The sequence below is a fragment of the Streptomyces phaeolivaceus genome (genome assembly GCF_009184865.1).
Taxonomy (GTDB): Bacteria; Actinomycetota; Actinomycetes; order Streptomycetales; family Streptomycetaceae; genus Streptomyces; species Streptomyces phaeolivaceus.
Genome location: NZ_CP045096.1, coordinates 7,288,155 through 7,308,445 on the forward strand (window position 1 = coordinate 7,288,155; position 20,291 = coordinate 7,308,445).

18 protein-coding genes are annotated in these 20,291 nt (G+C 69.4%); all 18 read left to right on the forward strand.

All coding sequences use genetic code 11. The features are described 5' to 3' along the window. Window positions 1–211 precede the first annotated feature (211 nt). The 18 genes from F9278_RS33775 (at window position 212) to F9278_RS33860 (ending at window position 20,170) form a co-directional block, all read left to right on the forward strand. The gene (locus F9278_RS33775; protein WP_193241750.1) at window positions 212–1,504 is read left to right on the forward strand and encodes a homoserine dehydrogenase; all 1,293 of its coding nucleotides are present in this window, start codon (window positions 212–214) and stop codon (window positions 1,502–1,504) included. A 6-nt stretch (window positions 1,505–1,510) separates the two neighbouring features. Continuing rightward, window positions 1,511–2,569 (forward strand): threonine synthase, encoded by a 1,059-nt coding sequence (gene thrC / locus F9278_RS33780; protein ID WP_152171682.1) that lies wholly within the window; start codon window positions 1,511–1,513, stop codon window positions 2,567–2,569. Between the two features lie 345 nt (window positions 2,570–2,914). Beyond that, a complete protein-coding gene (gene thrB / locus F9278_RS33785) occupies window positions 2,915–3,868 on the forward strand; it encodes a homoserine kinase (protein WP_152171683.1) in 954 nt (317 codons plus the stop codon). A 408-nt stretch (window positions 3,869–4,276) separates the two neighbouring features. Further along, window positions 4,277–6,316 (forward strand): transcription termination factor Rho, encoded by a 2,040-nt coding sequence (gene rho / locus F9278_RS33790; protein WP_193241751.1) that lies wholly within the window; start codon window positions 4,277–4,279, stop codon window positions 6,314–6,316. A gap of 175 nt (window positions 6,317–6,491) precedes the next feature. Next, window positions 6,492–8,216 (forward strand): trypsin-like serine protease, encoded by a 1,725-nt coding sequence (locus tag F9278_RS33795; RefSeq protein ID WP_193241752.1) that lies wholly within the window; start codon window positions 6,492–6,494, stop codon window positions 8,214–8,216. Window positions 8,217–8,427: 211 nt separating this feature from the next. Continuing rightward, window positions 8,428–9,579, forward strand: a complete 1,152-nt coding sequence (locus F9278_RS33800) for an LCP family protein (RefSeq protein ID WP_152171685.1) — start codon at window positions 8,428–8,430, stop codon at window positions 9,577–9,579. Window positions 9,580–9,961: 382 nt separating this feature from the next. Further along, window positions 9,962–10,183: a 50S ribosomal protein L31 gene (gene rpmE, locus F9278_RS33805; RefSeq protein ID WP_028804216.1), complete on the forward strand. Its 222-nt coding sequence runs from the start codon at window positions 9,962–9,964 to the stop codon at window positions 10,181–10,183. A 147-nt stretch (window positions 10,184–10,330) separates the two neighbouring features. Beyond that, window positions 10,331–11,407: a peptide chain release factor 1 gene (gene prfA, locus F9278_RS33810; protein ID WP_152171686.1), complete on the forward strand. Its 1,077-nt coding sequence runs from the start codon at window positions 10,331–10,333 to the stop codon at window positions 11,405–11,407. Window positions 11,408–11,445: 38 nt separating this feature from the next. Further along, complete coding sequence (gene prmC, locus F9278_RS33815) at window positions 11,446–12,291, forward strand: peptide chain release factor N(5)-glutamine methyltransferase (RefSeq protein WP_152171687.1); 846 nt, start codon at window positions 11,446–11,448, stop codon at window positions 12,289–12,291. Window positions 12,292–12,344: 53 nt separating this feature from the next. Next, window positions 12,345–12,992, forward strand: coding sequence for an L-threonylcarbamoyladenylate synthase (locus tag F9278_RS33820; RefSeq protein WP_033526519.1), 648 nt, complete (start codon window positions 12,345–12,347; stop codon window positions 12,990–12,992). Next, the gene (locus F9278_RS33825; RefSeq protein WP_152171688.1) at window positions 12,989–13,660 is read left to right on the forward strand and encodes an arsenate reductase/protein-tyrosine-phosphatase family protein; all 672 of its coding nucleotides are present in this window, start codon (window positions 12,989–12,991) and stop codon (window positions 13,658–13,660) included. The genes F9278_RS33820 and F9278_RS33825 overlap by 4 nt, the downstream gene beginning before the upstream one ends. A gap of 211 nt (window positions 13,661–13,871) precedes the next feature. Then, complete coding sequence (locus F9278_RS33830) at window positions 13,872–15,110, forward strand: serine hydroxymethyltransferase (RefSeq protein WP_152171689.1); 1,239 nt, start codon at window positions 13,872–13,874, stop codon at window positions 15,108–15,110. Between the two features lie 141 nt (window positions 15,111–15,251). Continuing rightward, entirely contained in the window at window positions 15,252–16,535 is a 1,284-nt protein-coding gene (locus F9278_RS33835; protein ID WP_152171690.1) for an MraY family glycosyltransferase, read from the forward strand. 433 nt (window positions 16,536–16,968) lie between these two features. Then, window positions 16,969–17,415 (forward strand): hypothetical protein, encoded by a 447-nt coding sequence (locus tag F9278_RS33840; RefSeq protein ID WP_152171691.1) that lies wholly within the window; start codon window positions 16,969–16,971, stop codon window positions 17,413–17,415. A 273-nt stretch (window positions 17,416–17,688) separates the two neighbouring features. After that, window positions 17,689–18,459, forward strand: a complete 771-nt coding sequence (atpB, locus tag F9278_RS33845; RefSeq protein WP_152174296.1) for a F0F1 ATP synthase subunit A — start codon at window positions 17,689–17,691, stop codon at window positions 18,457–18,459. 76 nt (window positions 18,460–18,535) lie between these two features. Further along, complete coding sequence (atpE, locus tag F9278_RS33850) at window positions 18,536–18,769, forward strand: ATP synthase F0 subunit C (RefSeq protein WP_143636214.1); 234 nt, start codon at window positions 18,536–18,538, stop codon at window positions 18,767–18,769. A gap of 40 nt (window positions 18,770–18,809) precedes the next feature. Beyond that, the gene (locus tag F9278_RS33855) at window positions 18,810–19,358 is read left to right on the forward strand and encodes a F0F1 ATP synthase subunit B (RefSeq protein ID WP_152171692.1); all 549 of its coding nucleotides are present in this window, start codon (window positions 18,810–18,812) and stop codon (window positions 19,356–19,358) included. Then, complete coding sequence (locus tag F9278_RS33860) at window positions 19,355–20,170, forward strand: F0F1 ATP synthase subunit delta (RefSeq protein ID WP_152171693.1); 816 nt, start codon at window positions 19,355–19,357, stop codon at window positions 20,168–20,170. The genes F9278_RS33855 and F9278_RS33860 overlap by 4 nt, the downstream gene beginning before the upstream one ends. The last annotated feature ends 121 nt before the right edge of the window (window positions 20,171–20,291 follow it).

The following is a 20,291-nucleotide window of genomic DNA, read 5'->3' on the forward strand; positions in this document are numbered from 1 at the left end:
CAGGTGATCCGTGTCGGGTCATCCGCGTCGCGTGATACCCGCGGAAATCAAGCGCGGGCCGAAAGATCTCCGTCTTCCGGCCCTGAGAAAATGAAATAGATGTCTCACGATCCGGACGATGGACAGAAACTCCCGTCCGGTGAGTGAGACTGGTCCCACCGTATTCGGTAGCGAGTATTCGGTATGTCGGTATGTGGAGAAACGAGGTCGGATGATGCGTACGCGTCCGCTGAAGGTGGCGCTGCTGGGCTGTGGGGTCGTCGGCTCAGAGGTGGCGCGCATCATGACGACGCACGCCGACGACCTCGCCGCACGCATCGGCGCCCCGGTCGAGCTGGCGGGCGTGGCGGTCCGGCGCCCCTCGCGGGTACGCGCGGGCATCGACCCGGCGCTCGTCACCACTGACGCGACCGCCCTGGTCAAACGGGGGGACATCGACGTCGTGGTCGAGGTCATCGGCGGGATCGAGCCCGCCCGCGCCCTCATCACCACCGCGTTCGAGCACGGCGCCTCCGTGGTCTCCGCCAACAAGGCCCTCCTCGCCCAGGACGGCGCCGCGCTGCACGCCGCCGCGAACCAGGCCTGCAAGGACCTCTACTACGAGGCCGCCGTTGCCGGTGCCATCCCGCTGATCCGGCCGCTGCGCGAGTCCCTCGCCGGCGACAAGATCAACCGGGTGATGGGCATCGTCAACGGCACGACCAACTTCATCCTCGACAAGATGGACACCACGGGCGCCGGTTACCAGGAGGCCCTCGACGAGGCCACCGCCCTGGGATACGCGGAGGCGGACCCGACCGCCGACGTCGAGGGCTTCGACGCCGCCGCCAAGGCCGCGATCCTCGCCGGTATCGCCTTCCACTCCCGGGTGCGCCTCGACGACGTGTACCGCGAGGGCATGACCGAGGTGACGGCGGCCGACTTCGCCTCCGCCAAGAACATGGGCTGCACCATCAAGCTGCTCGCCATCTGCGAGCGGGCGGCGGACGGCGGCTCCGTCACCGCGCGCGTGCACCCCGCGATGATCCCGCTGACCCACCCGCTCGCCTCCGTGCGCGGTGCCTACAACGCCGTGTTCGTCGAGTCGGACGCCGCCGGTCAGCTGATGTTCTACGGTCCCGGCGCGGGCGGTGCCCCCACCGCCTCCGCCGTGCTCGGCGACCTCGTGGCCGTGTGCCGCAACCGCCTCGCCGGTGCCACCGGGCCCGGCGAGTCCGCGTACGCCGCCCTGCCGGTCTCGCCCATGGGCGAGGTCGTCACCCGCTACCACATCAGCCTCGACGTCGCCGACAAACCGGGAGTTCTCGCCCAGGTGGCGACCGTGTTCGCGGAGCACGGTGTGTCGATCGATACGGTTCGGCAGCAGGGCAAGGACGGCGAGGCCTCTCTCGTCGTCGTCACCCACCGCGCCTCCGACGCCTCCCTCACCGGGACCGTCGAGGCGCTGCGCAACCTCGACACCGTGCGGGGTGTCGCCAGCATCATGCGGGTTGAAGGAGAGTAACCAGCAATGACCCACCAGTGGCGCGGAATCATCGAGGAGTACCGGGACCGGCTGCCCGTCTCCGACAGCACGCCGGTCGTGACGCTCCGGGAGGGCGGCACGCCCCTCGTCCCCGCGCAGGTGCTCTCCGAGCGCACGGGCTGCGAGGTCCACCTCAAGGTGGAGGGCGCCAACCCGACCGGGTCCTTCAAGGACCGCGGTATGACCATGGCCATCACGCGCGCGAAGGAAGAGGGCGCGAAGGCCGTCATCTGTGCCTCCACGGGCAACACCTCTGCCTCCGCGGCGGCCTACGCGGTCCGCGCGGGCATGGTTTCGGCCGTGCTCGTCCCGCGCGGCAAGATCGCGCTGGGCAAGATGGGCCAGGCCCTGGTGCACGGCGCGAAGATCCTCCAGGTCGACGGCAACTTCGACGACTGCCTCACCCTCGCGCGTGAACTGAGCGACAACTACCCGGTGGCGCTGGTCAATTCGGTGAACCCGGTGCGCATCGAGGGCCAGAAGACCGCCGCGTTCGAGATCGTGGACATGCTCGGCGACGCGCCCGACATCCACGTCCTGCCGGTGGGCAACGCGGGCAACATCACGGCGTACTGGAAGGGCTACACCGAGTACGCCGGCGACGGGATCGCGGCCAAGAGCCCCCGTATGTGGGGCTTCCAGGCCTCCGGTTCCGCGCCCATCGTGCGCGGCGAGGTCGTCAAGGACCCGTCGACGATCGCCACCGCGATCCGAATCGGCAACCCCGCCTCCTGGCAGTACGCCCTGGCCGCGCGGGACGAGTCGGGCGGCTTCATCGACGAGGTGACGGACCGTGAGATCCTGCGCGCCTACCGGCTGTTGGCCGCTCAGGAGGGTGTCTTCGTGGAGCCCGCCTCCGCCGCCTCCGTGGCCGGTCTGCTGAAGGCCGCCGAGGCCGGCAAGGTCGACCCGGGCCAGACCATCGTCTGCACGGTCACCGGCAACGGCCTCAAGGACCCCGACTGGGCCGTCGCGGGTGCCCCGCAGCCCGTCACGGTCCCGGTCGACGCGGCGACGGCGGCCGAGCGTCTCGGTCTCGCGTAACCGCACCCTCGGTCACTGGCGTATCCTCTCGCCCAGCCGTTCGAAAAGACCTGGGAGCCGCGCGTAGACGCCGGTTCCCGGGGGATAACCCTGACAGGACCCGACAGGGGGTGCACAGGGGGCTTACGACACGCATCGTGCGCCTCCTGTGCGCCCTATGTCGCCACAGAACCTTCCTTCGATAGGCTGTAGTGAACCCGCCCGCCGCATATGCCCCGCAAGGGTGCGGCGCCGCGCCGTCTTGAGCGGCCGCAGGGTCTCACGTACCTATCGAATGTCCGTCGATATCCATCGAACATCATTCGACAATCGTCAATCTCGCAGCTCAAGGAGAGTCATCGAGCGATGGCCGGTCCAGCGTTCCGCGCCGCCGCCGTACGGGTGCGCGTCCCCGCCACCAGCGCCAACCTCGGTCCGGGCTTCGACGCCCTGGGCCTGTCGCTGGGGCTCTACGACGACGTGGTCGTCCGGGTGGCCGACTCCGGCCTGCACGTCGACATCGCGGGGGAGGGCAGCGAGACCCTCCCGCGCGACGAGCGGCATCTGCTCGTCCGGTCGCTGCGCACCGCCTTCGACCTGCTGGGCGGCCAGCCCCGGGGTCTTGAGATCGTGTGCGCCAACCGCATCCCGCACGGCCGCGGCCTCGGCTCCTCCTCCGCCGCCATCTGCGCCGGCATCGTCGCGGCCCGCGCCGTGACCATAGGCGGCGACAACCGGCTCGACGACGCCGCGCTGCTCGAACTGGCCACGGAGATCGAGGGCCACCCCGACAATGTCGCGGCCTGTCTCCTCGGCGGCTTCACGCTCTCCTGGATGGAGGGCGGCGCGGCGCGGGCGATCAGGATGGATCCCGCGGATTCCATCGTTCCGGTGGTTTTCGTCCCCGGGAAGCCGGTGCTCACGGAGACGGCGCGCGGACTGCTCCCGCGCAACGTCCCGCACGTCGACGCCGCGACCAACGCGGGCCGGGCGGCCCTTCTCGTGGAAGCCCTGACCAGGCGCCCCGAACTGCTGCTGCCCGCCACCGAGGACCGGCTCCACCAGGAGTACCGCGCACCCGCCATGCCGGAGAGCGCGGCCCTGGTCGAGCGGCTGCGCGCCGACGGCGTCCCGGCGGTCATCTCCGGCGCCGGACCCACGGTTCTGGCCCTGGCCGACGAGGCCAGCGCAGACAAGGTGGCCGATCTCGCGGGTGCGGGATGGGCCGCCAACAGGCTGGATCTCGACGCCCGAGGGGCGTGCGTCCTGCCGCTCACCACCAGCGTCGCCGAAACCGGCGCCGACAACGGCGTCGAATAGGGGCGTTCGGTTGCCGGATTTCGAGAGGGGGAATGTTTGTTGGATCCGGTAGTGTTAACCTCAAGTCTGCACCTGCCTCAGCCATGGCGAGGTGCTTATCGTCCCCGTCCGGGACAACCATTCTTCCGGGAGTCTCCCAAGCCGCACTGTGCTTCGTACGTCAAGCTGTACGCCGTACGCAGGCACTGAGCGGTCTGCCGAGCAGGCTCCGGAACCGGCGTTGCCGAGCCGCGTGACACAGACACTCAGTGCCACGGCCCGGAAAGCGCCGAATCACCAGAAATTTTTCCTCCGCCGCCTTTGGCGGACCACCGCCCCGGCACGGTCCACCCGAACAGGGCCGAAGCCGGACAGCACAAACGGTCGCCGAGCCAGAAGGCCGACGTCCGCTCCAGGGAAGGACCCTTCGTGAGCGACACCACCGATCTGATGGGCGCACGTGTCGAGGACACCGCTGCCGCGCCCGCCACGGACGCCGCGCCTGCCAGCGGTGCCGGCTCCCGGCGGCGCCGCGGCACCGGCCTTGAAGGCATGGTGCTGGCCGAGCTGCAGCAGGTCGCATCCGGCCTCGGCATCAGGGGCACCGCGCGGATGCGCAAGAGCCAGCTGATCGAGGTCATCAAGGACGCGCAGGCGGGAGGGGGTGCCCCGGCCAAGGCCGAGGCCGCCACCGAGACCAAGCCGAAGCGCCGTGCCACCTCGAAGGCGCGCACGGGCGACGACGCCGCCCCGGCCGAGAAGGCACCGGCCAAGAAGGCCGAGGCGCCCGCCGAGAAGGTCGACAAGGCCGTGGCCCAGCAGCAGATCGAGATCCCCGGCCAGCCGGCCGGTGGCGACGAGGCGCCCACCGAGCGCCGCCGGCGCCGGGCCACCGCCGACGCGGGCAGCCCCGAGACGGTCACCGCCGAGGCCAAGAGCGAGCCCAAGGCCGAGACGCCCGCCCAGAACCAGGCCCAGGCCGACGCCGGTGACCAGGGCGGCGAGGGCCGTCAGGGCCGCCGCGAGCGTGGCCGTGACCGCGGTGAGCGGGGCGACCGCACCGAGCGCACCGAGCGCGGTGAGCGTGGCCGTCGGGGCAAGGGCGACGAGCAGCAGGGCGGCGGCCAGCAGCAGCGCGACCGCGGCCAGCAGCAGAGCCAGCAGCAGGGCGGCCGTCAGGACCGTCAGGACCGTCAGCGCGACAACGGCCCGCAGGACGACGACGACTTCGACGGCGGACGCCGTGGCCGTCGCGGCCGTTACCGCGACCGTCGTGGCCGTCGCGGCCGTGACGAGATCGGCGCCCCCGAGCCGCAGCTCGCCGACGACGACGTCCTGATCCCCGTCGCGGGCATCCTGGACATCCTCGACAACTACGCCTTCATCCGTACCTCGGGCTATCTGCCGGGTCCGAACGACGTGTACGTGTCGCTCGCCCAGGTCCGCAAGAACGGTCTGCGCAAGGGCGACCACGTCACCGGCGCGGTCCGTCAGCCCAAGGACGGCGAGCGTCGCGAGAAGTTCAACGCGCTGGTCCGTCTGGACTCCACCAACGGCATGGCGCCCGAATCCGGGCGCGGACGCCCGGAGTTCAACAAGCTGACGCCGCTCTACCCGCAGGACCGGCTCCGTCTGGAGACCGACCCGGGTGTCCTCACCACTCGCATCATCGACCTCGTCGCGCCGATCGGTAAGGGCCAGCGCGGTCTGATCGTGGCCCCGCCGAAGACCGGCAAGACCATGATCATGCAGGCGATCGCCAACGCGATCACGCACAACAACCCCGAGTGCCACCTGATGGTCGTCCTTGTCGACGAGCGTCCGGAGGAGGTCACCGACATGCAGCGGTCGGTGAAGGGCGAGGTCATCTCCTCGACCTTCGACCGCCCGGCCGAGGACCACACCACGGTCGCCGAGCTGGCCATCGAGCGTGCCAAGCGCCTCGTCGAGCTGGGCCACGACGTCGTCGTGCTGCTCGACTCGATCACGCGTCTGGGCCGCGCCTACAACCTGGCGGCGCCGGCCTCCGGCCGCATCCTGTCCGGTGGTGTCGACTCGACCGCGCTGTACCCGCCGAAGCGCTTCTTCGGTGCGGCCCGCAACATCGAGGACGGCGGCTCGCTGACCATCCTCGCCACCGCGCTGGTGGACACCGGGTCCCGCATGGACGAGGTCATCTTCGAGGAGTTCAAGGGCACCGGCAACGCCGAGCTGAAGCTCGACCGGAAGCTCGCGGACAAGCGGATCTTCCCCGCGGTGGACGTCGACGCGTCCGGTACGCGTAAGGAAGAGATCCTGCTCGGCAGCGACGAGCTCGCCATCACCTGGAAGCTGCGTCGGGTGCTGCACGCGCTCGACTCCCAGCAGGCGATCGAGCTGCTGCTCGACAAGATGAAGCAGACGAAGTCGAACGGCGAGTTCCTGCTGCAGATCCAGAAGACGACGCCGATGCCGGGCAACGGCGACTAGCGACGGCGAACGGCGACAGCTCCAGCGACAGGACCGGGGCCATCCTCCTTGTGAGGGTGGCCCCGGTTTTCTTGTATGGGATGTATGGGACACGTGTACGATCACGTTCTTCATGCTCTGATCAACCATTGCATTCTCAGGGGGGAATTGAGTGGCTAGACCCTTGTCCGGAGCCATGGCCGCGGCGATAGCCGGGACGCTGTTGTTGTCGTCAGCGAGCGGGGCGGGTGCCGACACCTCGACGCCCGACGCGCTGGATGTACGCATCGCCAAGGCGATGGCGGCGGACGACACCGCTCGTGTGGCGACGCGGGAGCCCTCGTCGAGCGCGAGTTCGGACGACGGCCCGGGGCGGTCCGCGCAGATCATCGGCGGCTCCGAGACCACGATCGCCTCGGCGCCGTGGATGGCCCAGCTCTGGTACTACGACCCGACGCAGGACTTCGGATTCTTCTGCGGCGGCACGGTCGTCTCACCGACGAAGATCCTGACGGCCGCGCACTGCGTCGACAAGGACTACTACGACTGGGCCGCGTACGGCGAGATCATCACCGGCACCGACCGGCTGCCCACGGCCGTCTACAACGAGGACGGCAGCCTCGACCACGTCGACTACCACGGCGGCACCCGCAGCACGCTGACGCGGCAGTGGAACCACCCGTCGTGGGACGAGGAGGCGATCGACAACGACGTCGCCGTCCTGACGCTGTCGGCGCCGGTCACGGCCAAGCCGATCAGGATGACGACGTCGGACGACACCACGTCGTACAAGTCCGGCACCAAGGCCACGGTCTACGGCTGGGGCCGTACCAGCTCCACCAGCCAGGACATCTCGGAGACGCTGAAGACGGCCACGCTGCCGATCGTCAGCGACACCACCTGCGCGAGCACGTGGGACCCGTACTTCGTCAAGGGCCACATGGTCTGCGCGGGCAAGCCCGCCGGCGGTACGGACGCCACCACCACCGCCACCTGCAACGGTGACTCCGGCGGCCCGCTCGTCGTCGACAACAAGGTCGTCGGCGTCGTCTCGTGGGGCGTCACGGACTGCGTGTACAAGGGCGCCTACCCGGTCTTCGCGAAGGTCAGCAAGTACGTCGGCGCGACCTACCCGAGGATCGACGACGCGGCCATCACCCGCGACGGCAAGGCCGACGCCTTCCTGCGCAACAAGGAGACCGGCACGGGCTACGTCCGCGCCTCCACGGGCTCCAAGCTCGGCGACCGCAAGGCCCTGACCGCCGAGGGCAGCTGGAAGGGCTACAACCTGGTCCAGCAGACCGACCTGAACCGGGACGGCCACCAGGACTACGTCCTGCGCCGCTCCTCCGACGGTGACGTCTTCTGGCGGCGGTACGTGCCCTCGTCCAAGACCTGGTCGACCACGCAGATCTTCGACAACTGGAAGACCCGCACCCGGATCGTCACCCCCGGTGACGTCACCGGGGACGCCCTGCCCGACCTGCTCTCGGTCGACTCGGCGGGCGCCCTGTGGATCTACCCCGGCAAGGGCACCGGCTCCTTCGGCACCCGGGTCAAGGTCGGCACGGGCTGGGGCCAGTACAACGCGGTCGTCGGTCACGGCGACTTCACCGGTGACGGCAAGGCCGATCTGATCGCGCGCACCAGGACCGGCTCGAACGTCTACCTCTACAAGGGCACCGGCAAGTCCGGCACGGGCGCCTTCGCGGCCCGCGTCAAGGTGCGCTCCGGCTGGACCGACTTCAACGCGCTCGTCACTCCCGGTGACGTGAGCGGCGACGGCAAGGCCGACCTGCTGGCCCGTACGAAGGCCGGCACGCTGTACCTCTACAAGGGCACCGGCAAGGCCACGAGCGAGATCTTCAGCACACGGGTCTCGGTCGGCACCAGCTACGCCCAGTACGACCTGCTCGGCTGAAACACCAGGTGAGCCAGGCCCCGCCCGGCTCCTCCGTCACACACGGTGCCCATCGCTCTTTACGCGATGGGCACCGTCCGTTGTGCAACCCTTTCCGGGATTACTCCGTCTGACCGAACGGAGTGACCATGAGCGGTACGGCCACATCCGACCCGACAGGCCTGGGCCTGAGCGCAGGGGGTAACCGACCGGAAAGAGAACCGAGGAGCAGATGTCCGCCGAGAGCACGCCGACACCCGGCACCGCGGGGCCGACCGGTACCACCGGCCCGCGTCACCGCGCGGCCAAGGGCCGCCGCCGCAGGAACCGCACGACACGTGGCGGGCACAGCAGAGCGGCCGTCGTCACCGCCTGGACCGCCGCCGGTGTTCTCGTGCTGGGCGGCACGGGGGTCGGCTACCTGTACTTCAAGCTCAACGGCAACATCAAGAGCGTCGACATCAACCAGGCCCTCGGCACCGACCGGCCGCTCGACGTCGACAACGGCTCGCAGGACATCCTCGTCCTCGGCTCCGACACCCGCTCGGGCAGCAACAAGAAGCTCGGCGGGGGCGTGGACGACGGCAGCGCGCGCTCCGACACGGCGATGGTCGTGCACGTGTACGAGGGCCACAAGCGGGCCAGTGTGGTCTCCATACCCCGGGACACGCTCGTCGAGCGGCCGGAGTGCACCGACGCGAACGGCAAGAAGTACCCGGCGGCCTCGTACGCGATGTTCAACTCCGCGTACTCGACGGGTGGCGCGGCGTGTGCGGTGAAGACCGTCGAGGCCATGTCCGGGATCCGGATGGACCACTACATCGAGGTCGACTTCTCGGGCTTCGAGAAGCTGATCAACGTCCTCGGCGGGGTCGACATCACGACCACCGAGGACATCGAGGACCCGGACAGCCATCTCGATCTGAAGGCCGGGGAGCACACGCTCACGGGGAAGCAGGCGCTGGGGCTCGTGCGGACCCGGCACGGGGTGGGGGACGGCTCCGACCTCGGGCGCATCCAGCTCCAGCAGGCGTTCATCAAGGCGCTGATCGAGCAGGTCAAGTCCGTGGGGATCTTCAGCAGCCCCAAGAAGCTGTACGACCTCGCCGACACCGCGACCGACGCGGTCACCACCGACTCCGACCTCGACACCGTCAAGGACCTCGCGTCCTTCGCGTCCGGGCTCAAGGGCATCAGCTCCAAGAACATGACCATGGTCACGATGCCCGTCCGGTACGACCCCGCCGACCCCAACCGCGTACTGGTGTCCGAGACCAAGGCCCAGCAGGTCTGGTCCGCACTGAAGACCGACAAGCCGATCCCGAGCTCGGCGACGAAGGGCACGGCCACGGGGTCGGCGGGCGGGGTCGTGGCTTCTTCCTGAGGGTGCCTGCGGGTTGTTGCTTTTTAGGGGCGCGGGGAACCGCGCGACCAGCCACGACGGTCGTGCGGTCGCGTACGGCGGCTACGAGGCACCCCCTGGCGCATGCCCGACCGGAGGCGAGGCGCGCGGCCCGGCGCTTACGGGGTGCCGCCTGCGCCCACCCGTGCCGCCCCCAGCGGCACGATTGCCCGCAGCTGGGTGGGGGTGAGGGTGGGGGAGGGGACGGGCGCGGCTGCCTGTGGCTGGGGGCTGGGGAATACCTGAGCGCACCCCCTGGTTTGGGGAGATGGCACCAGTCCTGGCAGACTGGTACGTCGGCTCCGGTTCACGCTCCCGCATCCCGCGGCAGCGACCCGGCGCCCTCCCGAAACTAGGAGACACCTTGAAGCGCGACATCCACCCCGAGTACGTCGAGACGCAGGTCAGCTGCACCTGTGGCGCGTCGTTCACCACCCGTAGCACGATCGAGAGCGGCACCATCCGTGCCGAGGTCTGCTCCGAGTGCCACCCGTTCTACACGGGCAAGCAGAAGATCCTCGACACCGGTGGCCGCGTGGCCCGCTTCGAGGCCCGCTTCGGCAAGGCTGCCGCTGCCAAGAAGTAGCGAGCCCCCAGCGCCGGTCCGCGGCGCCCCTCCGGGGGCGTCGGGACCGGCGCTTTGCGGTGCGGCACACAGCTGCGCAGCCCATGAGCGCGGGCCACGAGTGCGGCCCACTCACCACGTAGTACGTCGTACAGGGAGCCGGAAGAGATGTTCGAGGCGGTCGAGGAACTGGTCGGGGAACACGCCGATCTGGAGAAGAAGCTCGCCGACCCGTCGGTCCACGCGGACCAGGCCAACGCGCGCAAGCTGAACAAGCGCTACGCGGAGCTGACCCCGATCGTCGGCACCTACCGCTCCTGGAAGCAGACCGGCGACGACATCGACACCGCTCGCGAATTCGCCGCGGACGACCCGGACTTCGCCGCCGAGGTCAAGGAGCTGGAGAAGCACCGCGAGGAGCTGACCGAGAAGCTGCGGCTGCTGCTGGTGCCCCGGGACCCGTCCGACGACAAGGACGTGATCCTGGAGATCAAGGCCGGCGCGGGTGGCGACGAGTCCGCCCTGTTCGCCGGGGATCTGCTCCGCATGTACCTGCGGTACGCCGAGCGCGTCGGCTGGAAGACCGAGATCATCGACTCCACCGAGTCCGAGCTGGGCGGCTACAAGGACGTCCAGGTCGCCGTGAAGACCAAGGGCGGCAACGGCGCCACCGAGCCCGGCCAGGGCGTCTGGGCCCGCCTGAAGTACGAGGGCGGGGTGCACCGCGTCCAGCGGGTGCCGGCGACCGAGTCCCAGGGCCGTATCCACACCTCCGCGGCCGGTGTGCTGGTCACACCCGAGGCCGAGGAGGTCGACGTCGAGATCAACGCGAACGATCTGCGGATCGACGTCTACCGCTCCTCCGGGCCCGGCGGGCAGTCCGTCAACACCACCGACTCCGCCGTGCGCATCACGCACATTCCCACCGGAGTCGTCGCCTCCTGCCAGAACGAGAAGAGCCAGCTGCAGAACAAGGAGCAGGCGATGCGTATCCTGCGCTCCAGGCTGCTCGCCGCGGCACAGGAGGAGGCGGAGAAGGAAGCCGCCGACGCCCGCCGCAGCCAGGTCCGTACCGTCGACCGCTCCGAGAAGATCCGCACGTACAACTTCCCGGAGAACCGCATCTCGGACCACCGCGTCGGCTTCAAGGCCTACAACCTGGACCAGGTCCTGGACGGTGAACTCGACGCGGTGATCCAGGCCTGCGTCGACGCGGACTCGGCCGCGAAGCTGGCAGCCGCGTAAGGCCGTTTCGAGCACGACCAGTACGACGGAGGACTTGCGTGAACCTGCTGCTCGCGGAAGTGGCCCAGGCCACCCAGCGCCTGGCCGACGCCGGCGTGCCCTCGCCGCGCAACGACGCGGAGGAGCTCGCCGCGTTCGTGCACGGTGTCAAGCGGGGCGAGCTGCACACCGTCAAGGACACCGACTTCGACGCCCGGTACTGGGAGGTCACCGCCCGCCGCGAGGCCCGTGAGCCGCTCCAGCACATCACCGGACGCGCCTACTTCCGCTACCTCGAACTTCAGGTCGGGCCAGGGGTGTTCGTGCCCCGGCCCGAGACCGAGTCCGTCGTCGGCTGGGCCATAGACGCCGTCCGCGCGATGGATGTCGTCGAGCCGCTGATCGTCGATCTGTGCACCGGCTCCGGCGCCATCGCCCTCGCCCTCGCCCAGGAGGTGCCGCGCTCGCGCGTGCACGCCGTGGAGCTGTCCGAGGACGCCCTGACGTGGACCCGCAAGAACATGGCGGGCTCCCGCGTCGACCTGCGCCAGGGCAACGCCCTGGACGCCTTCCGCGACCTCGACGGCCAGGTCGACCTGGTCGTCTCCAACCCGCCGTACATCCCGCTCACCGAATGGGAGTACGTGGCGCCCGAGGCCCGCGACTACGATCCCGAACTCGCCCTGTTCTCGGGGGAGGACGGCCTCGAACTCATCCGCGGCCTGGAGCGCACCGCACACCGGCTCCTGCGCCCCGGGGGTGTCGTCGTCATCGAGCACGCCGACACCCAGGGCGGGCAGGTGCCCTGGATCTTCACCGAGGAGCGGGGCTGGGCCGACGCGGCCGACCACCCGGACCTCAACAACCGGCCGCGGTTCGCGACCGCCCGCAAGGCGATGCCGTGATGACCGACAACGGTTCGATCACTTCGTACGTACTTGAGCAGGAGGCCCGCTAGATGGCACGGCGATACGACACCAACGACGCGACCGACCGCGCCACCGGTCTGCGCGAGGCCGCGTCCGCCATCCGCCGGGGCGAGCTCGTGGTGCTGCCGACGGACACCGTGTACGGCATCGGCGCGGACGCGTTCACGTCGGAGGCCGTGGCCGACCTGCTGGAGGCCAAGGGCCGGGGCCGCAACATGCCCACGCCCGTCCTCATCGGCTCCCCGAACACCCTGCACGGCCTGGTCACGGACTTCTCCGAGATGGCCTGGGAGCTGGTCGACGCCTTCTGGCCGGGCGCGCTCACGCTCGTCGCCAAGCACCAGCCGTCGCTGCAGTGGGACCTCGGCGACACCCGGGGCACGGTCGCCGTGCGCATGCCGCTGCACCCGGTCGCCATCGAGCTGCTGACCGAGGTCGGCCCGATGGCGGTCTCCTCGGCCAACCTGACCGGGCACCCGGCGCCGGAGAACTGCGACGCCGCCGAGGCGATGCTCGGGGACTCCGTCTCCGTGTACCTCGACGGCGGTCCGACCCCCGGCAACGAGCCGTCCTCGATCGTCGACGTCACGGGCAAGGTACCGGTGCTGCTGCGCGCGGGCGCCCTGTCCGCGGAGGAGCTCCGCAAGGTCGTACCCGACCTTGAGGTGGCGAATTGACGGCCCCTGACGCGGGGCGTGGCATATGGGACGGGGAAGAGACACGGACCTTCACGGGTCTGCCGCGTGACACCTTCCGCATCCTCCACGTCAGCACCGGCAACGTGTGCCGCTCGCCGATCACCGAGCGGCTGACCCGGCATGCCCTGGCGGACCGGCTCGGGGACCCGCTGTGGGGCGGTCTGGTCGTCGAGAGCGCGGGGACATGGGGGCACGAGGGGGCGCCCATGGAGGCGAACGCGGAGGCCGTCCTCGCGGACTTCGGCGCGGACGCCTCCGGCTTCACGGGGCGGGAGCTGCTGGACGAGCACGTCATCCGGGCCGATCTGGTGCTGACGGCCACCCGGGACCACCGGGCCCAGGTCATCTCCATGGGCCACTCCGCCGGGCTGCGCACCTTCACTTTGAAGGAGTTCACCCGCCTCGTCCGTGCCATCGACCCGACCACGCTCCCTCCCCTGGAGGAGGGCATGGTCGTACGCGCGCGTGCGCTGGTCCGCGCCGCCGCCGCTCTACGCGGGTGGCTCCTCGCCCCCACGGCCGAGGCGGACGAGGTCTACGACCCGTACGGGGCCCCGCTGCCGTTCTTCCAGTCGGTGGGCGACGAGATACACCAGGCGCTGGACCCGGTGGTGACGGCGCTGACGGGGGTGCCGGCTCGGGCTTGATCCCGGGTGGGAGGAGTCGGCGGACGGAGTCCGGCGCAGCATCTCGAAGCCGGGAGGCCCGCCAGGGCCGAGCGCCGCGAGAGATGCGTCGGGGACCGGCTCCGGTGGTGACGGCGCTGACGGGGGTGCCGGCTCGGGCGTAACGCCGGGCGGGTCGGGGTCCGCGGGCCTACATTGGTGCTACGTCATCGTCGACGCCCCGGAGTCCATCATGTCGGTCACCCCTGTCCTTGAGGCCGATGTCCTGCGGCGGCAGGACCCTGAGCTGGCCGACATCCTGCTGGGGGAGGTCGATCGGCAGGCGACGACGCTGCAGCTCGTCGCCGCCGAGAACTTCACCTCGCCCGCCGTGCTGGCCGCCCTGGGATCGCCGCTCGCCAACAAGTACGCGGAGGGCTATCCGGGGGCCCGGTACCACGGCGGCTGCGAGATGGTGGACCTCGCCGAGCGGCTGGCCGTGGAGCGGGCGAAGGCGCTGTTCGGGGCCGAACACGCCAACGTGCAGTCCCACTCCGGGTCTTCGGCCGTACTGGCCGCCTACGCGGCCCTCCTGCGCCCCGGCGACACCGTCCTGGCGATGGGCCTGCACTTCGGCGGACACCTCACGCACGGGTCGCCCGCGAACTTCTCCGGCCGCTGGTTCGACTTCGTCGGGTACGGGGTGGAGGCCGACTCCGGGCTCATCGATCACGAACAGGTGCGCACCCTCGCCCGTACGCACCGTCCCAAGGCCATCGTGTGCGGGTCGATCTCGTACCCCCGGCACATCGACTACGCCTTCTTCCGTGAGGTCGCCGACGAGGTGGGCGCCTATCTGATCGCCGACGCGGCCCATCCGATCGGGCTGGTCGCCGGGGGAGCGGCGCCGAATCCGGTGCCGTACGCCGACATCGTGTGCGCCACCACGCACAAGGTGCTGCGGGGGCCGCGCGGCGGAATGCTGCTGTGCGGGAGCGAGCTGGCGGAGCGGGTGGACCGGGCGGTGTTCCCCTTCACGCAGGGCGGCGCGCAGATGCACACCATCGCCGCGAAGGCCGTCGCGTTCGGCGAGGCGGCAACACCGGCGTTCACGGCGTACGCCCATCAGGTGGTCGCGAACGCCCGCGTACTGGCGCGCGGTCTGGCCGAGGAGGGCGTGACCGTCGTCACGGGCGGCACCGACACCCATCTGCTGACCGTCGATCCCGCGCCACTCGGTGTCGACGGACGGACCGCGCGGGGGCGGCTCGCGGCGGCCGGGATGGTCCTCGACTGCTGTGCGTTGCCTCACGGGGACGCCCGTGGCCTGCGGCTGGGCACGGCCGCGCTGACCACGCAGGGCATGGGCGAGGCCGAGATGGCACGGCTCGCCGTCCTGTTCGCGGGGGCCCTCGGGGACGGCGGGGACGGCAAGCGGACGCGTGAAGAAGTACGGGACCTGGCCGGAAGATTTCCGCCGTATCCGCGCTGAGGTGGGGTAGACGCACCACCAGGCACAGCATCACGTGCAACCATCGTCGCTACCCGGAAGTCCTCCACCGTATGCGTGCACCGCTTCGCGCATCGCTAGGGTGTGAGGCTGTGATGGCCAGCGAGACCTGTGGGGAAGCCCGTGCGTGAATACCTCCTGACGCTCTGCATCACGGCCGCGGTGACGTATCTGCTGACAGGGCCGGTACGGAAGTTCGCGATCGTGGCCGGAGCCATGCCGGCGGTCCGTGCGCGCGACGTCCACCGTGAGCCCACGCCCCGCCTCGGCGGCATCGCGATGTTCTTCGGACTCTGTGCCGGTCTGCTGGTCGCGGACCACCTGACCAACCTCAGCGAGGTCTTCGCCGAGTCCAACGAACCGCGCGCGCTGCTCTCCGGGGCCGCGCTGATCTGGCTCATCGGCGTCCTGGACGACAAGTTCGAGATCGACGCCCTGATCAAGCTCGGCGGGCAGATGATCGCCGCGGGCGTGATGGTCATGCAGGGTCTGACGATCCTGTGGTTGCCCGTCCCGGGTGTCGGCATCGTCGCGCTCACACAGTGGCAGGGCACCCTGCTCACGGTCGCCCTGGTCGTCATCACCATCAACGCGGTCAACTTCGTCGACGGCCTCGACGGTCTCGCGGCCGGCATGGTCTGTATCGCCTCCGCCGCGTTCTTCATGTACGCCTACCGCCTCTGGTACAGCTACGGCATCGAGGCCGCGGCCCCCGCCACCCTCTTCGCGGCGGTCCTGATGGGCATGTGTCTGGGCTTCCTGCCGCACAACATGCATCCCGCGCGGATCTTCATGGGCGACTCCGGGTCGATGATGATCGGCCTGGTGCTGGCGGCCGGCGCGATCTCCGTCACCGGGCAGGTCGACCCGGACGTGATGAACCTGTACGGCTCGGAGCGCAGCACGGTCTACTCGATGGTCCCCGTCTACATCCCGCTGCTGATGCCGCTGACCATCATCGCGATCCCGGCGGCCGACCTGATCCTGGCGATCGTGCGCCGCACCTGGCGCGGCCAGTCGCCGTTCGCCGCGGACCGGGGGCATCTGCACCACCGGCTCCTGGAGGTCGGGCACTCGCACAGCCGGGCCGTGCTGATCATGTACTTCTGGTCGGCGGTCATCGCCTTCGGCGCCCTGGCGTACACGGTGAACGCGGCGTCCATGTGGATCGTCCTCGCCATCGCGATGCTCAGCGGGGTCGGCCTCTTCCTGCTGCTGCTGCCCCGCTTCACCCCGCGCGCCCCGCGCTGGGCGGAACGCTTCGTCCCGCCCCGCTACCGTCGCCGCGCGGTCCCGGCCGTCGCCGCGGAGCCCGTCCCCGACTGGACGCCGTCCCTCAACGGCGCGACGGCGATCGGCGGCCGTACGCACGAAGCGGAACGCAGTCCGGCGGGTGCCGGCCGCTGAACCGGGGCCGTCCGCGAGGGCCCTCGTCGCACTGCTCCACGAACCGGCCGGAGGCCGTGCGCGGTACGCCGCGCACGGCCTCCGGCCGTCCGTCGTGCGGGCGGAGGGGCGGGGCGTCGCGCTGACGGCAAGGTAAGAATCTGACTAACACTTTGCCGATGCCATGCAAGACCCTGACGGTGCAAACGGCCTTATACCAGACAAGTCGGCGCTGATTTTGCACAGACGGGCAGGTTCACTCTCATGTGTGACACCTGGCACAGCATTCAGGTAAAGACCTCATCAAATAGTTTGTGATACGGTTCACGAGAACCCGGGACAGAGCCGAAGGGCCGCAATGCGACGGTCCGTTGGCGGGAGATTTCCGCTCGCCCCCGGGGTCTACGCTCGTCCATGACGACACCCTGCCCCCTTAGCAAGCGGAGTTGCCGCCATGCCGTCCAATGACGTCCGGACCCTCCTGCAGGCAGCCGTACCCACGGCAGCCGCCGGCGCGATCGCCGCTGTCATCAGCGGTGTGGTCGTCGGAGGCAAGGGGGCTCTCGGTGCCGTCGTCGCGGCGGTGATCACGATTCTCTTCATGGGAATCGGGCTCTACGTTCTGCAGCGCACTGCCAAATCGCTTCCTCATCTGTTCCAGATGATGGGACTGATGCTTTACGCGGCACAGATTCTGCTGTTGTTCATCTTTCTGTCCGCGTTCAAGAACACCACGCTGTTCCATCCCAAGGCCTTCGCGTTCACGCTCGTCGCCACCACCCTCGTGTGGATCGCGGCACAGACGCGTGCCCACATGAAGGCCAAGATCCTCTACGTCGAACCCGATTCATCGACTTCGTCGACGGGCGGCAAGCCCGAAAAATCGGGGCACTCGTCGTGAGGAGTAGGGCCGGGATAAGGGCGTGTGCGAACTCCTGCTATCGTCCGGTGCCAACTGCGGCATCGCGGGCGCGGGCATCTGAGCTGACGCCTGCTCAATCGCGAGGCTTGATGCCCCCCAGCCGCCCCCACATCCGTAACACCAGTCCAGTGCCGACCCGCGGCTGCGCGCCGCGCCGACACAACGAGGTTGCCGTACCCATGCGTCACGCCGAAGGAGCCCGTGGTGAGTGCTGACCAGACCCAGCTCGCCTTTGACTGGAGCTGTCGGATCATGTCCGACAACGGCTGTGGCTTCCCGGCTCCGGGCCTGCACTCGTTCCTCTTCAAGCCGATCGCGACGGTCGGCGGGTTCGAGTTCAACAAGGTGATGCTGCTCGCCCTGATCACCACTCTCCTGGTGATCACCTTCTTCACCCTCGCCTTCGGCAAGGCCAAGGTGGTGCCGGGCAAGCTGCAGATGATCGGCGAGGCGGGCTACGACTTCGTACGCCGCGGCATCGTCTACGAGACGCTGGGCCGGAAGGAGGGCGAGAAGTACGTCCCGCTGATGGTCTCGCTGTTCTTCTTCATCTGGATCATGAACATCTGGTCCGTGATCCCGCTGGCCCAGTTCCCGGTCTCGTCGATCATCGCCTACCCGATGGTCCTGGCCCTGATCGTCTACGTGGTCTGGGTCTCGCTGACCTTCAAGAAGCACGGCTTCGTCGGCTTCTTCAAGAACGTCACCGGCTACGACAAGTCGCTGGGCCCGGTGCTGCCCCTCGTGGTGATCATCGAGTTCTTCTCGAACCTGCTGGTCCGCCCCTTCACCCACGCGGTGCGACTGTTCGCCAACATGTTCGCCGGCCACCTGATGCTGGTCATGTTCACCGTCGCCTCCTGGTACCTGCTGAACAGCTGGATGATCCCCGCGGCCGGTGTCTCCTTCGTCATGACCATCGTCATGATCCTCTTCGAGCTCTTCGTGCAGGCCGTCCAGGCGTACGTCTTCGTGCTCCTCGCCTGCTCGTACATCCAGGGCGCGCTCGCCGAGCACCACTGAGCACCGCGCCCCACCAGCCCCCAGAACGTCCGGTGGCCAACCCCCGCCGGTCCATGAAAGAGAAGGAAGAATCAGCATGGCTGCCCTTGAGACCCTCGCCGCTGTCGAAGGCAACATCGGTTCCATCGGCTACGGCCTCGCCGCCATCGGCCCCGGCGTCGGCGTCGGCATCATCTTCGGCAACGGCACCCAGGCGCTCGCCCGTCAGCCCGAGGCCGCCGGTCTGATCCGTGCCAACCAGATCCTCGGCTTCGCCTTCTGTGAGGCGCTCGCCCTCATCGGCATCGTCATGCCGTTCGTCTACAACTGACGAGCCCTGACGAGCAAACCTTTCAACGAAAGGCACTGATGTGATCGCCAACCTGGTACAGCTGGCGGCCGAGGAGGAGCAGAACCCGCTCGTCCCGCCCGGCCCCGAGCTGCTCGTGGGCGCCATCGCCTTCGCCATCGTGTTCTTCTTCTTCTGGAAGAAGGCGCTCCCGAACATCAACAAGGTTCTGGAAGAGCGCCGCGACGCGATCGAGGGCGGTATCGAAGAGGCCGACCGTATGAAGGTCGAGGCCCAGAGCGTGCTCGAGCAGTACAAGGCTCAGCTCGCCGAAGCTCGGCACGAGGCCGCGCGGCTGCGCCAGGAGGCGCAGGAGCAGGGCGCCACGCTCATCGCCGAGATGCGTGCGGAAGGCCAGCGGCAGCGCGAGGAGATCATCGCCGCCGGCCACTCGCAGCTCGTGGCCGACCGCAAGGCCGCCGCTTCGGCGCTGCGTCAGGACGTGGGCAAGCTCGCCACCGACCTGGCCGGCAAGCTCGTCGGTGAGTCCCTGGAGGACCACGCCCGGCAGAGCCGTGTCATCGACCGCTTCCTCGACGACCTCGAGGAGAAGGCCGAGGCCGCGCGATGAACGGAGCGAGCCGCGAGGCCCTGGCAGCCGCACGTGAGCGTCTCGACGCGCTGACGGACTCCACGTCCGTGGACGCGGCGCGCCTCGCCGACGAGCTGGCCGCCGTCACCGCGCTGCTCGACCGTGAGGTGTCGCTGCGTCGGGTCCTCACCGACCCGGCGCAGTCCGGCGAGGCCAAGGCCGAACTGGCCGGCCGCATCCTCGGCGGCCAGGTCGGCACGACCACCGTCGACCTGGTGTCCGGTCTGGTGCGCTCCCGCTGGTCGCAGTCCCGCGACCTGGTGGACGCGCTGGAACAGCTGGCCGATGTCGCCGACCTCACCGCCGCGCAGCAGTCGGGCACGCTCGACGACGTCGAGGACGAACTCTTCCGGTTCGGCCGGATCGTCTCCTCGAACACCGAGCTGCGGGCCGCGCTGACCGACCGCGCCGCGGGAGCCTCCGCCAAGGGCGAGCTGCTGAGCAGCCTGCTCGGCGGACGCGCCAAGGCCACCACCGAGCGTCTGGTGACGCGCCTCGTGACCGCGCCGCGTGGACGTAGCCTGGAAGCGGGACTCGACTCCCTGTCCAAGCTCGCCGCCGAGCGCCGGGACCGCGTGGTCGCCGTCGTCACCTCGGCGGTCCCGCTGAGCGACGCGCAGAAGCGACGCCTCGGCGCCGCCCTGGCGAAGCTCTACGGCCGCGCCATGCATCTCAACCTCGACGTGGACCCCGAGGTCCTCGGCGGGATCCGGGTCCAGGTCGGCGACGAGCTGATCAACGGCTCGATCGCGGACCGACTCGAGGACGCCGGCCGCCGACTGGCGAGCTAGCACAAACTTCATAGCAGTAGGCAACAGCAAGTAGCAGTAAGTAGTACGTACGTATGTCTGCGGCCCGGTTGGGCCGTGCAGAGGATTCACCTCTTTCAGGGGGGAGTCCGGGAGTTTAGGC